A 14,333-nucleotide genomic window follows, 5' to 3' on the forward strand; every position below is an offset into this window, starting at 1 on the left:
GTTTAACTTGGAAAATCCAACCTGAAAAATCGGTCAACTAAAATGAAGGAGGTTGAAATGAAAAAAATTAATGAACCATCAAGAGAAATCCCAATAACAAATGAAACAAGTGTTTTGGTCGTTGGCGGAGGAGCAGCAGGATTGTCAGCAGCTATAGCAGCCAGGAGAATGGGGTGCGATGTAACGCTTATAGAAAAGTACGGCTTTTTAGGAGGAACCCTTACCTCTGTCACACTAGGAAGCTTTTGCGGAATATTTACTGTTACAGAGGACAGTATTAAACCCGTTGTCAAAGGATTCCAAGAGGAAATCATTGAGCGATTAAAAATGTATAATGGTGTTTCCGAAGCAAAGCGCTGGCTAAAAACGGCATCTGTTCCATACGACACGACCTCCTTCAAACGGGTTGCTGATGAACTGGTTGAAGAAGCAGGGGTTCAAATACTGTACCACACACTAGCTGTATCTGTGATAAAGGAACATAACCAGGTGAAAGGAGTGATCATCGAGAATAAAAACGGACGTTCCGCTATTATGGCAGACGTCATCATAGATGCCTCGGGTGATGGAGATATTATCAGCATGGCGGGCGGCGAATATTCAGTGGGTGATAATGGCATAACACAATTTCCATCCTCTATGTTCCGGATGGTGAATGTAAATACTGAAAAGCTATCATCACTAAGCAGGGAAGAGGTAACCGAGTATTTCCAAAAAGCAGTAAACGATGGATATCCATTGCCAAGAGTGGCTGGAGGAATACACCTAAACCCCATAGATCACGTCGTGCATCTAAATGTTACCAAAGTTTCAAATGAAGGTGAAGTGCCTATTAATCCGCTAGACACTAGTCAACTGACATATGCCGAAATGGAAGGCAGGAAGCAAGTATTTTTATACGAAAGAGTTTTACAAAAGTATGTCCCTGGTTTTGAGAAAGCAAGAGTCATTGACATTGGACCAAGTATCGGAATTAGAGAGGCAAGACTCATTAAAGGTGACTATACCCTGACCTCCGATGACGTACTTTCATGTCGAAAATTTGAAGATGCTATCGCATGTGGTGCCTGGCCGGTTGAAATGCATGATAGCGGCAATAAAACTCGCTGGGTATGGATCGAACCAGGCAACTTTTATACAATACCTTACCAGAGCCTTATACCGGCTCGCCTTGAAAACGTGCTGATGGCCGGCCGAAATATATCAGCAACTCATGAAGCACAGGCTTCTGTCAGAGTCTCGGCCATTTGTATGGCCATGGGCCAAGCCGCAGGCATAGCAGCATATTTGGCACTCTCACAAGAAAATCAAGTTAGACATATTTCAGTCGAAAAGCTCCAAAAGTTGTTGCTGGATAACAATGCTTTCTTACCTTAAAAGTATCTTACCAGGAATTGAATGTGTGGAAAAGATTCTTGAGCTGCGACTTGCATGTTGATTCGATTCAACATAATAGGAAAGCCACACACCTCATCACTTTTCAATTTGTTTTGCCAGTATTGAGTCTAAAATCCCATGGAAAGTATCACTATTCAATCACTTCCATGGGATCGGTTTGCAAAAAGGGAATTAAGTTGAATAAGCCGCCCAGTTTTTCCTCAGCTTTTTCAATGCCGATTGTCTCCATGACTTAACGGCTGCCACACTTACCCCCAATTGTTCGGCAATCTCGGTCAATGACTTGTCCTCCTGGAAAGTTAGCATCACCCATTTCGACTGGTTTTTCGTTAAACCCTCACAATAGGATTGAAGCCTTTCGGGCTGCAATGGCTCATCCCGGATTGGAATTTCCTCCCCAAAATCATTTGATTCGAATTCTAACGGAGTATTCCTCGTTTCAAGCAGGTGCTCCTTTTTTAATTCATTCAGGATCCTTCCTTTCACATTGCCATAAGCATAGGACAGAAACTTACCCTTTGTTGGATCAAATTTGGATTGGGCTTCCCACAGTCCGATCAGCCCAACCTGAAAAAACTCTTCTTTGTTTTTGTAAATAGACAAAGATTTGATAATGTGATGAATCATCGGAGTATACTGGTCTGCAAGCTTTGAAAAATCATCCATTCATTCTACACCTTTTGAAAAGCGCGCTTTTCGGTTATTCCCGGGTGCTTAAAATATAATTGAATTTTTCGATGCCTGCGAAGACGGAAAGTGAGCATTTTATGACTGAAAACGCAACTTTTGAAGTAAAAAAGAGAGGAAAACTGAAATTTTTGCTAAAAAAAGAACAATAAGAACATTATTATCAAATTCCAAAACTTTCGACACAAAAAGAGCCGATAGAAAACCCGGCTCTTTTACATAACTTATTCTTTACTCTTTTTTAAAATCCTTTACAACTTAAATGACAAAAAGTCTTTACAAATGAGATTCAATTGCTCCTACTCTCATTCTCCTCTTTTCCTAAATGTATAATAGTTATGACCAGTCTCTTTACAAACGTGGAAACCGCCGTTAGAGTCAACAAAATATGTAAACGTTCCCGAGTTTCTGTTCTTTAATTGTATGTAGAGCTGACCGGCTATCGAGACTCTTCTCTTAAGTAAATGAAATTTCATATCAAGCACAACCCTATGACCATGCTTCAGTATAACCATCGAAGTGTAGGCATCTATTTTTAAAATGTTTTCAATATTATGGTAAGCAAACCAGATGCAATCGGCATGGTCAATCCCCTTGCAAGGAAACCAGATGATATTCTGAGCTGAATGAACAGCAATCGGAGACATGTTATGGTTTCCGATTATCGATTTTGCCCCTTTTATCGCGCCTTTTAAGTTGGATCCATAAAAGAGGATGCTATCATTAATAATCGTTAAAGGCTTTTCGTCGATTAACAGCGAACGGACTCCTTCAAGCAAACGTGTATTTTGATTGCCGAATGAATCATATTCCGATGTAAGCATGCTCGATTCTAAGTTGATTAGATATTTTTCCTGTACTTTCATTTGTTTCACTCCCTTTTCATATATAGAAAATAAGGGTATACTAAACTCTTAGTTGGGTATATCCGGCTACAAACTCCCTCAGGTATATGTCTTCCCGGACGAGCTACCTGAGGGTTTTATCGTTCACCTTTCACATGATCAACACCTCCTTCAAAAATAGTACTTCTTAAAAACAGTAGAATAATTTCGCAAAAAAAAGCCATCTTATGCAAAGGTAAAGGCTTTTTTCGTCTACAGGATAATTATACTATTTATTTGAAAATACTGTAAGTATTTTCTTCTGAACTCACAAAAAATTCAAAATTTTTTAAATTACATGACCTTGTTCCTGATTCTATTGATCTATATTATTAATATCCGTATTGTCGTTTCAACACAATTGTTATCATCAAGTTTCTCTTCTATATAAATAATAGAACGTCCGTTTCCTATTTTCAAATATCTTGGCTAGTGTTTCACCATTCATCTCCCTCCTTACTGGCCTATACCAACCGGCCATGCTGAAAACAATTTCAACTAACATAATATAAATACTCAGAATATTTTTTTCCCATAAATCGAAAAAATCTCCTTCACGCGATAGAATTCTTTTTTCAGGGCATTTACCCAAGCAATTTCCTCTGAAATGCATATATGTATATATGGATCAAATGCCTAATTAAAGGTAGTTGAGTAAATGACTAAAAAAACCAAAGTTTCTCAAGAAGCAAAAGCAAACTGGACAGGAGTGATAGCTTGAAAACTTTACTGTTAGAGGACATATTACACGCTATGGGAATTAAGCCAAATAAATTTCAAAATGGGGTATCGATTGTAAATGTTACTCGTGAACTTTATGAAGCAGATCATAACACGGTATATTTCCGTGTAAAAAAAGGCTGGAAGCTAGATGGGGAAAAGTTAAAAAATTATCATCACTTCTATATAGTGACAGATGCCCCCTTTTTAAATATGGAAAAATTACGCCCCGAACAAGTTATCATGGTAGATAATCTGATGAAAGCTTTCTTGAATTTCACTTCTTACTACCGGCATATGTTCAACATTCCTGTTGTGGCAATCACCGGCACTAGCGGGAAAACGACGACGAAAGAAATGCTCAAGCATATTTTACAAAAAGACTTGACCGTTCAAGCAACAATTTCAAACAAAAACGCTGGCTGTTACCATCTTCCATACCTGCTAGGAATTGATGAAAAAACAGATGTAGCTGTCATTGAAATGGCGGTATCACGACGCGGTGACATGATGGAAGCATGTGAGTATTTCTTTCCAACTATAGGGTTAATGACTATGATCGACGTAGATCATACAGATAAAATTCGTTTATTTGAAAATTATAAAGCAGAAAAAGCAAAGTTAATGGAAGGCCTCGGTAACAAAGGAACACTTATTATTAATCTGGACGATGAACACATTTCATCTATGGACTTCACCAAATATTTGGGGAAAATTGTGACGTATGGGAAAAGTAAGACAGCAGACTTACGGATAAAAAGGATTAATTTCCAACAGAATAACATGAAGTATATACTGGCCTATAAAGGTCAACAGTATAAAGGGAAAATTCCAGTGCTGGGAGAACACAATGTATACAATGCGATTGCTTCGATTGCAGCGGCAATTGAAATAGGTGCCGATATAGAGAAGTCAATTAATAGGTTAGCAACCTTTTCACAATTAGAATCTCATTTTCAAATTATAAAAGGCCGCAACCAAATTACGATTATTGATGACACTTGGAAATCAAATTCGGCATCTTTAAATAGTGGTCTACTTACACTCGACAAACTATCCATTCCCTTTCAGAGAAAAATTGCGGTATTAGGAAGAATAGCGGCCCTTGGTGAATATGCAGATGAAGAGTATGAAAAAGTGGGATATTTAGTAGAAAAGTTGGGAATTGATAAGCTAATTACTAAAGGCTCTTTAGCCAAAGATATCGGTAAAGCTGCTGTTGCGGCTGGAATGAACAAGCAAGATGTCTATCATTTTTCAGACCCACAAGATATTAAAAACCTTTTTGATGAATTGCTGCAACCGGGTGATATTGTCTATTTTAAAACAGGGGGAAATGACGAAGCATTTGAAGACTTCATTCGATTCTTAAAATAAATCGCTCGTTCTGTTCCAAAATGCGGAGCGAAGAAGCCTTTCTTTGCTCCTAAACAATTAGGTTTCTTTCAATAGGAAGTAGAAAGTTCTTCCTGCAACGAAGTGGTGAAACCTTATAGGCTTCCATCTCCGAAGAATTCTCAACTGAGCCAACTTCGGCGAAGCAACTGTTAAAACTTCTTGTATAATTCATTTTTCTAATGAAGCCTTAATGATGGATGGAACCGGAAATATCAAACTTCATAACTGACAATATAGAAAGGCCACAAAAGTAGAAAACTAAATCCTCAGGATTCAATTACACTTAAATCAAAAAAGCCCCCTTCAAGGAAAAGGAGGACAAATTCAATATTTGAAAAATGATCACGGATGAGAAACTATAATCTCCATCGTTCCTTCCAGAGTGAACTCTCCAATGTCTGCAGGCAAAATAAAATGATCACCTTTACCGGTTTGATAGGTTTCTACTCCAACTTTCAGAAGCCCTTCACCGTTAATAATACTAAAAAGCATGAATGGCTTATCCTGTTTGAAAGCAGATTTTCCGCTAATATTCCATTTATAAACAGAAAAATATTCCGCCTCCACAAAAGTGGTAATCGTAGCACCTGATTTCTCATTCACTTTCGTCTCTGTCTTTACATTGTTATGAGGAACAGCCGTCACTTCAAGCGCTTTTTTCAAATGAAGCTCCCGTTTTTTTCCGCTCTGGTCCGTACGGTCGTAATCATAGACTCTGTAAGTCGTGTCGGAGCTTTGCTGTGTTTCCAGCACAAGCGTGCCTTCACAAAGCGCATGAATCGTGCCGCTTGGGACATAGAAGAAATCGCCCGGTTTGATTTTTACCCGGCGGAGAAGCTCGTTCCAGTTTCCTGATTCTACTTGCTGAATCAATTCCTCTTTCGTGCGAGCAGTATGCCCGTAAACAAGCTCGGCATCTTCTTTACAATCAATAATATACCAGCACTCTGTTTTCCCTAGTTCTCCGTTTTCATTCACCTTTGCGTAGTCATCATCCGGGTGAACCTGGACGGATAAATTTGCGTTTGCATCAAGCACTTTTGTTAACAATGGGAACACGTCAGACGGGTAGTTTCCAAAAAGGCCATGATTGTTTTTCCACAGCTCCCCAATCGTTTTACCGGAATGTGGACCAATCTTTACCACGCTCTGCCCATTCGGATGTCCAGATATAGCCCAGCATTCTCCTGTATGATTGGATGGAATATCATATCCAAAACGTTCCTTTAAAGCAGTACCGCCCCATATCCGTTCCTGAAAAATCGGCTGCAAAAACAATGGCTGATTCATTAAAAAGCCCCCTAGTATCAAACGTTCGTAATGTTCTCTTAAAATAATTATACCATCTTCTAGATATCCGTATTCTTTGCTTTGTTTGCAAGAGCCAGGGCACCGCTAATTCCGGCGTTGTCACCCAGACCTGGAGGAACTATGTATTCATTGATGGACGATAGGATTGCTGCATGATGAACGTAACCGTTAAGCAGTTCCTGAACCCTCTTTCGAATTAGAGGAAAAAGCTGCAGCTGTTTCATAACGCCTCCTCCTAAAATAATTCTTTCTGGAGATAAAATCAATATGTAATTCACCAATGCTTGCGCTAAATAATCGGCCTCCATTTCCCAGACCTCCGCTCGTCCTTGAAGCTCAACTCCTGCTTTTCCCCATCTTTCTGAAATCGCCGGGCCCGCCGCAAGACCTTCTAGGCAATCCTTATGATAAGGACATTTCCCCTCATATTGATCGGATGGATGCCTGCGGACAAGAATATGTCCCATTTCAGGATGAGTAAGCCCATGAAGTAATTTTCCTTCGACAACCGCACCAACACCGATGCCTGTCCCTACTGTCATATAAATACAGCTGTTTACATCACTGCCTGCTCCCCAGACCTTTTCCCCAAAGGCAGCCGCATTTACATCTGTATCGAATCCGATTGGGATGTGAAAATGCTTTTTCAATGCACCAAAAATATCAAATTTTTGCCACTGGACCTTTGGCGTCATGGTAATGTATCCATATTGTGGACTATCAACGTTTAAATCAACAGGCCCGAAAGAACCGATGCCAATTGCAGATAATGAGTAATTTTGAAAGAAGTCAATAACTTTCCCCATGGTTTCTTCGGGAGTTGTTGTTGGAAATGAAACTCTTTGGATGAATTCTCCTTGTTCATTTCCGACTGCACAAACGAATTTTGTTCCTCCTGCTTCTATAGCTCCTAAATTCATCCTTTTCCCTTCCTTCTTCGGTACTCATTGTTGGCTTGTAACTATTATTATAAGTCACTTTAGTTCAGTGCAATAGTATTGATAAAGTTATAAAATTCGTCGTCTTCCGCTTGCATATACATGACAAAGTTTAATGCCTTTTTGGCTTTATCCAGCGACTTCTTATTCCCAGTTTGTTCATAGTGGTTTAAGTAAACAATCGCTGCCGTAGCGACGTCATCAACTCAGTCAATACCTTCACCTGAAGCATCTACCCATTTATAATCTGGATATTCCGAATTACACCCAGCTAATATAGGTCCTGTTAATTCCCGATTGTTCCGACGATTCCCTGCACATACAAAAAATGGTCCCTTTTGTCATTCGTTGTCATCTCCAGTATGGCCAAGTGAGCACCAACACTATAAAAACTGATAGCCAAGCCCATCAATACACCTAAATAGATGACATATGTGCTTAAAGAATCTTTTTAGAAACAGCATCAATAGGTAGGTTAATATATGACAGAAGATCCCCAATCTCAGCGATGCTATTAGGCTCGTTTTTCTAGCTAACCAGGTGCACAAACCGATACTGGCCAAAATGGAAAAAGATAAAAAGAAAGAATAGATGGCTGGACATTTTTTGATAAAAATAGTAGAAAGATATTCAAGAATGTTTTAAATATGGATAAAGAAACTTGGAACAGAGCAAGAGGATGGGCTCTATGGAAGGCTTTAATAACATACAATGGTAATAAAAATTCTAACAAAACAATAGCACAAGAACCATGTAATGTTATTAATATAATAGTGGATGATTACAAATCAGGGAAAATACAATAATGATTTCAATCTTCAATTATTTAAATTATGGGGTCGCCAAACCAAACCCGATTGAATTTACTTCGGCAATGACCCCTATTACAATTGGAGCCATTGCTGACCGAAACGACCAACGTTATAACCTCCACCTACAGCAGTACCACGAATATGCGTCGGAAACTTTCGCCCATGTACGTAGCGTTTTCAAAGCTTGTCCTTAATAATAACCCCCTTCTAAATGGCCAGAAGGGGTACTTTTCTTACTACTATTTATTGAACTTTTTTAGTTATGGCTTTACATACATCTTTAGCTTATGCTCTGGCGGTTTACTTTCGTTGAGAAATCAACCTGAACCAATCGTCTGCTAATTCTTTATATGATGGGTCTCTATCTTTTTTATGCCATTTATAAACCCAGTTACACATGCCCATAATGGCATGCAGCCCATTATCAATGCTTATTGGCGGAATAAGCTGATCATCAATAGCATTTTTAATGGCTCTTCTGAAATAATTTAAGTATTGATTTTCTTTTTCGCGAATAATGGAGTAATGCTCCGTATCAAGGCGGTCTTTACTATCAAATAAGACTGTGAACATATTTCGTTCATCAATGATTAATTTCACATGAACTTCCATTAGTTTCTTTAATCTTTCCCCGGAATCAAGCGATTTTTCAATTTCATCCAGCTTCTTCAATCCCAAGTTAAGCGATCTTAGGATGATCTCATACAACAGTTCTTCCTTACTTTTTATATAGTAATAAACATTTGCAGTGGTTACATCGAGAACTTCTGCTACATCCTTTATCGTACCAGCGTCGTATCCGTATTCCCGAAAAACTTTTGCAGCCGTTTCAATGATTTCGTTTCGTTTTTCCACATGTTCTTTATTGTTTCCATCAAGACGGGGACGGCCTCTTTTTTTTACGGTTTTATTTTTCTCAACCTTCTCATCCGCATTTTGCATTGATTTCCTCCATGAAAAGTAGTTTTTCTGATATGGTGATGTGAAAAATTCTCATTCAGCTCAGTTCAATCCCGAAATAACGATAGTGAAAACTTTTCATTCTATTATATATGTTATCCTTTGTAAGGAATTAGTTCAATCGATATAGTTTTATTAACAAATAATTAAAATAATATACTCAATAACAGATTGCCAATAAACTCTGGTTCAAGTTTAAAGCTTGGCAAGTCCTCCCTGCCTGAACTGGTCACTCCCTTGAAGTAAACGAAAAGGAGGTAACTGATACTTACTTACCAAGAAGTAAATCATGTTACCCCACATCGGTTGTGTTTTTATCTAAAAACCCATTTATTTCAAGAGATCAAAGGCCTAAATTTTTAGCAATGATGCTTTTCATAATTTCCGTAGTCCCGGCAAATATCGTATCTACGCGGACGTTCTGATACTGGCGGCTAATCGGGTACTCCTCCATATAACCATATCCTCCATGCAGTTGGAGGGAGTCATACGCAACGCGATTAGCCATTTCTGAAATCCACCATTTAGCCATCGAGACTTTGTTTACGATGTCTTTGCCTTCAATATGTTCGTTGACCAGTTCTTGGAAAAAGGTTCTCCCAATTTCGATTTCCGTTGCCATTTCCGCCAGCTTGAAGCTGTTATGCTGAAACTTCCCGATAGGCTGCCCGAATGCCTTTCTTGTCTTTGCATATTCGAGACCTTCTTCAAACATCTTTTCTGCTGCAGTTAATGCTCCCAGGGCCGCGACCAATCTTTCCTGTTGCAATTTTTCCATTAGGTAATAAAACCCTTTGCCTTCTTCTCCTAATCGATTGCTTTGAGGTACGCGGCAATCTTCGAATACTAGTTCAGCGGTTCCTTCCGTATGGCGGCCCATTTTCTCCATCTTCTTGGCTTTTATAAATCCGGAAGTACCTTCTTCAATAACAAGTATGCTTAAATTGTGGTGTTGTTTTGGGCTGTTGCCAGTTTTGCAAACAACTATCGCCAGATCACAATCCCATCCATTCGTGATAAACAGCTTTTGGCCGTTAATGATATAATCCGAGCCATCCTTGACTGCGGTCGTCTCAATGCCAGCCAAATCAGAACCGGTTCCAGGCTCGGTCATGGCAATGGCTGTAAGCAGTTCACCGCTGGCACAGCCTGGAAGCCAGCGCTGCTTTTGTTCCTCATTTCCATACGCAGCGATATAGGGTACTACCACATCCGAATGAAGGGAAAAAGCGATATCGGCGTCAGCCTTTGCCAATTCCTCGGAAACAATCACCGAAGATTCAAATCCCAAATCTGCTCCGCCATACTCTTCCGGGAGCCAGGGACACAGAAAGCCCTGGCTTCCAAATTTCATCCATATCTCCCTGGGAACCTGCCGTTCCTTATACCAATCTTTAAAATAAGGTACTACTTCCTTTTGTAAAAATTTCCGGACACTCTTCCGGAACATGTCATGTTCTTCTCTATAAGCTATACTCATGATTATTTTCTCCTTTTTTATGAGAATAGACGGGATATTGATATCCGAACCTCTCAAAATGATATTTTCCGAGATTACCATTTACGGTCAGTTAGGATGAGCATAGGGAACTGAAATATGATTATATGGAAAAAACATTTGTAAATTGGTCTCTTAGCTTTCTTTTGAGTAATTTTCCCGATGTATTATAAGGAAGTTGATCCGTAATGATGACTTTTTTCGGGCATTTGTAGTCTGAAAGAACCTCTCGGCAATAGTTAACTACTTGGTCTTCCGTAAGCGTTCCTTCTATTTTTGGTACGATAACAGCCGTAACAGCTTCCCCCCACTTTTCATGGATCAGCCCGATCACCGCGCATTCTTTAATCTCTTCCATTCTTAACAAAGCACTTTCTACTTCTGTGCTGTATACATTTAAACTTCCGGTAATAATCATGTCCTTTTTTCGATCTACCAGACGGAAATATCCATCCCCATCCTTGTAGCCTAAGTCTCCTGTTTTAAACCAGCCATTAATATGGGAGCTTTTCGTGGCTTCTGGATTTTTCCAGTATTCTTTGAAACAGACTGGACCGCGAAGCGCCACTTCACCAATCTCCCCATCTATCAATTCAATTCCTTGATCATCGATAACGATCATTTCCGTGTAGATACAAGGCATGTAAGCCCCATTGCGTGTTTCCATATCCTCCACAGGCAGAAATGCCTCACAGGCACTGCCTTCCGTTATGCCATATCCATTTGAAATCCGGACATTTTTTTGTTTGAACCGTTCAACAATGACCGGCGGAATAGGTGCTGCCCCAATGGTCAATGCCTTAAAGGAGCTCAAATCAGCTTCGGCAAAATATTCATCCTGGGTGAGCATTTGACAAACAGAAGTAACCACTAATGCTGCGGATACCTTGTGCTCCTCAATCAGGTGCAGGATCCGATTTGGTTTTATTTCTTTTTCTAATACCATGGTTCCTCCGCTATGGATACAAGGCATCGTTGCCGGCACCAGGCCGCCGGTAAAACATAACGGGATCGCAACCATCCAGACATCTTCCGAGGTATAATTATAGCCGATGATCATTTGGGTGGTTACCCAAAATATATTGCTGTGCGTCAGTACAGCCCCTTTTGGATTTCCTGTCGTACCTGATGTAAAACAAATGGCTAAATCCGATTCCCAGGTGACTCCTTTATCCCCTATTTCCGAATCATCGGACGATAAAACCCTTTCAACAGAAGGCAAGTCTTCGTAAGTAGGATCAAAATAATAGGTGTGCTCCAGTTTTAGCTCTGCCCGCTCGACTACACTCTGAAAGGCTGTTTGAGCAAATAAAGCCTTAGCTTCCGACATCTCAATGAAGTATTTTAATTCGCTGGCAACTGCCCTTATATTGATTGGGACAAAACGAATGCCAAGCTTAGCACAAGCGAAAAAAAGAAACAGGAACTCCGGTGAATTCATGGACATACAGGCAACCTGTTCTTCCTTTTTTATCCCTAACTTTCTTAGTGTATGTGCATATCGGTTAACATAGTGATTGAACTCTTGATAGGTATAGTTTTCTTTCCCAAAAATGATAGCCGTTTTGTTTGGAGTCACTTTACTCCAATGTGTTACCCATTGCCCTACATTGATTGCCATATGAACCCTCCCGAAAATATGAATAGTTTGGTACCTTTTTACAAGCTTACGATTGCAGAAAACATTCTGGGTTTAAGGTGATTTCACAACGACAATATTCATACCCTATCATTCCTAAACTTTAATAATGACACAATCTCCCTGTCCCATGCCGCCACAAATAGCAGCTGCCCCATAGCCGCCCCCTCTTCTTTTGAGTTCAAGAGCCAATGTCAATATGATTCTCGCTCCTGAGGCACCGACAGGATGGCCGATTGCAATGGCACCGCCGTTTACATTTGTTATTTCCTTTACCAAATCCCAACTCGTACCATACGTTTCAGCTAACACTTTTGTACTCGTTAGAGGAACAGCTGCAAAGGCTTCATTTATTTCTAATAACTTCAAATCAGCAAATGACAGGTTTGCTTTTTCCAAGGCCTGAATAATTGCTCTTGCAGGAGTAGTAGCAATGTCACCCGAATCCCCGCAAATCTCTGTATATGCAACAATTTCAGCTAATAGGGAAAGTTCTTTATTTCGTACTTTCTCCATACTCGTAATTGCCAGTGCTGCTGCTCCTGCATCCAATCCAGGCGCGTTTCCGGCAGTAACAGTGGGGCTATTATAAATGGTAGCAAGCTTCGATAATTTCTCTAGAGTCGTAGCCGGTTTTGGAAACTCGTCTTCCAAAAACATGATTTCTTTTCGTTTATTGACCACTTCGATCCCCTGTATCTCTTCGGCAAAAATGCCTCTCTTTTTCGCAGATTCATATCGTTGCTGACTAACATAGGCCCACTCATCCTGGAGTTCACGGCCGATTCCATGTTCGACCGCAATCGCTCCCGCATCTTCAGCTGCTGTTTTCCCTCTAATCGGGTCAGCCAATACAAGTGGATCTTGTATGGTTATCGACCCCAACCGGCTCCCCCAGCGCAAATCAGGTATCGGGATCGGAACCCTGCTCATATTCTCCATTCCGCCAGCGATAATTAGTGAATTTGGATCAGCGAGAATTTCCGAATAGGCAAGCCCAACTGCGGTCATCGATGAACAACATGCTCGATTGATCGTTAATGATGGTACATGATTCGGAAGATTAGCTTCGATCACAACCTGCCTGGCCGGAACGTTTTCATCTACGGATGGGATACAGTGTCCCATGATTACCTTGGAAACATCATCCCTGCTAATCTTTTCAGTTTGAATCAATTGTTCTATGACACTGGCACCTAGTTTAGTAGCAGGGACATCCCGCAAAATGCCTCCATACTGGCCGAAAGCAGTTCGGCAGCCTGCCACGATTATAGGATTCTCTTGATTAACCATATCTCGTCCCTCTCTTTCGTTAAAAAGTAAATAAGTCTAATCCTCCTGCTATGGTAATGGCCTGGCCAGTAATATACCCTGCCCGTTCCGAAACCAAAAAAGCAATTAATTCTGAAATGTCGTCCGGCTCTCCAAAGCGTTCCATAGCAATCCGTTTTCTCATCCGTTCACTCATTTGGAAATTAACTTCGCGCTGTTCCTTAGCCAGTTCCGTATTGATGATGCCGGGAACAATTGCATTAGCGGTGATGCCATATCTCGCTCCTTCCAATGCAAGTGTTTTCATTAAACCGATCGTTCCCATCTTTGTTGCAGAATAGCCTGCCTGGCCATACCCTCCAAGTGTCCCTGCCACAGAAGCCATTCCGATAATTCGGCCTCCATTCTGCTCTTTCATGATCGGAAGCACTTCTTTAGACAATTGATAGACAGCCGTTAAGTTTACATCCACATCCAATTGCCATTTTTCATCATCCATTTTAGTGATCGGTGCTATATTGGTTACGTTGGCAGCGTTATTAATCAATATATCGATCCTTCCGAATTCTTCTTTTACATTTTTTACAAAAGATCGAATTCCTTCTGTTGATCTTAGATCAAATACATAGGACGATGCTCTCCCACCCGCATCTTCAATTTCCTGTTTGGTATTGTGTACAGAATCCCTTATATCAGCCAGAGCCAGTGTAGCTCCTTCCCTGGCAAGGACCATGGCATCGTTTTTTCCAAGTCCTCTGCCAGCACCGGTGATAATTGCCACTCTATTTTCTAACGTTTTCATGTGATCCCTCCTCA

Annotated in this window: 11 protein-coding genes and 1 pseudogene; 3 read left to right on the plus strand and 9 right to left on the minus strand. The window is 40.3% G+C overall.

Features of this window, described 5'->3' with window-relative positions; genetic code table 11:
- Positions 1–57 precede the first annotated feature (57 nt).
- Entirely contained in the window at positions 58–1,377 is a 1,320-nt protein-coding gene (locus ELQ35_RS01170; protein WP_185861604.1) for an FAD-dependent oxidoreductase, read from the plus strand.
- 192 nt (positions 1,378–1,569) lie between these two features.
- Here the strand turns inward: ELQ35_RS01170 and ELQ35_RS01175 are convergent, their stop codons facing one another.
- Both ELQ35_RS01175 and ELQ35_RS01180 read right to left on the minus strand, forming a co-directional pair.
- Positions 1,570–2,064, minus strand: a complete 495-nt coding sequence (locus ELQ35_RS01175; protein ID WP_126863020.1) for a sigma-70 family RNA polymerase sigma factor — start codon at positions 2,062–2,064, stop codon at positions 1,570–1,572.
- 326 nt (positions 2,065–2,390) lie between these two features.
- Positions 2,391–2,951, minus strand: coding sequence for a competence protein ComK (locus tag ELQ35_RS01180; RefSeq protein ID WP_126863021.1), 561 nt, complete (start codon positions 2,949–2,951; stop codon positions 2,391–2,393).
- Between the two features lie 735 nt (positions 2,952–3,686).
- Here ELQ35_RS01180 and ELQ35_RS01185 point away from each other — a divergent pair.
- Positions 3,687–5,066, plus strand: coding sequence for a Mur ligase family protein (locus ELQ35_RS01185; RefSeq protein ID WP_126863022.1), 1,380 nt, complete (start codon positions 3,687–3,689; stop codon positions 5,064–5,066).
- A 363-nt stretch (positions 5,067–5,429) separates the two neighbouring features.
- Here ELQ35_RS01185 and manA read toward each other — a convergent pair whose 3' ends face one another.
- Complete coding sequence (gene manA, locus ELQ35_RS01190) at positions 5,430–6,377, minus strand: mannose-6-phosphate isomerase, class I (protein WP_126863023.1); 948 nt, start codon at positions 6,375–6,377, stop codon at positions 5,430–5,432.
- A gap of 59 nt (positions 6,378–6,436) precedes the next feature.
- Positions 6,437–7,318: an ROK family protein gene (locus ELQ35_RS01195; protein WP_126863024.1), complete on the minus strand. Its 882-nt coding sequence runs from the start codon at positions 7,316–7,318 to the stop codon at positions 6,437–6,439.
- A gap of 614 nt (positions 7,319–7,932) precedes the next feature.
- Here ELQ35_RS01195 and ELQ35_RS01200 point away from each other — a divergent pair.
- Positions 7,933–8,142, plus strand: a pseudogene (locus tag ELQ35_RS01200) (aminoglycoside phosphotransferase family protein); the annotation flags it as partial.
- A 306-nt stretch (positions 8,143–8,448) separates the two neighbouring features.
- Here the strand turns inward: ELQ35_RS01200 and ELQ35_RS01205 are convergent.
- The 5 genes from ELQ35_RS01205 to ELQ35_RS01225 all read right to left on the minus strand — a co-directional run bounded on the left by ELQ35_RS01205 (position 8,449) and on the right by ELQ35_RS01225 (position 14,319).
- Positions 8,449–9,090, minus strand: a complete 642-nt coding sequence (locus ELQ35_RS01205) for a TetR/AcrR family transcriptional regulator (RefSeq protein ID WP_126863026.1) — start codon at positions 9,088–9,090, stop codon at positions 8,449–8,451.
- Positions 9,091–9,451: 361 nt separating this feature from the next.
- Positions 9,452–10,588 carry an acyl-CoA dehydrogenase family protein gene (locus tag ELQ35_RS01210; RefSeq protein ID WP_126863027.1) on the minus strand — a complete coding sequence of 379 codons (1,137 nt, stop codon included), beginning with the start codon at positions 10,586–10,588 and terminating at the stop codon, positions 9,452–9,454.
- Positions 10,589–10,709: 121 nt separating this feature from the next.
- Positions 10,710–12,227, minus strand: a complete 1,518-nt coding sequence (locus ELQ35_RS01215; RefSeq protein WP_126863028.1) for a class I adenylate-forming enzyme family protein — start codon at positions 12,225–12,227, stop codon at positions 10,710–10,712.
- Between the two features lie 114 nt (positions 12,228–12,341).
- Entirely contained in the window at positions 12,342–13,538 is a 1,197-nt protein-coding gene (locus ELQ35_RS01220) for an acetyl-CoA C-acyltransferase (RefSeq protein WP_126863029.1), read from the minus strand.
- A 19-nt stretch (positions 13,539–13,557) separates the two neighbouring features.
- Complete coding sequence (locus ELQ35_RS01225; RefSeq protein ID WP_126863030.1) at positions 13,558–14,319, minus strand: SDR family NAD(P)-dependent oxidoreductase; 762 nt, start codon at positions 14,317–14,319, stop codon at positions 13,558–13,560.
- Positions 14,320–14,333 lie beyond the last annotated feature (14 nt).

Origin of the sequence: Peribacillus cavernae, from assembly GCF_003989135.1 — a bacterium.
In the GTDB taxonomy this organism is placed as follows: domain Bacteria; phylum Bacillota; class Bacilli; order Bacillales; family DSM-1321; genus Peribacillus; species Peribacillus cavernae.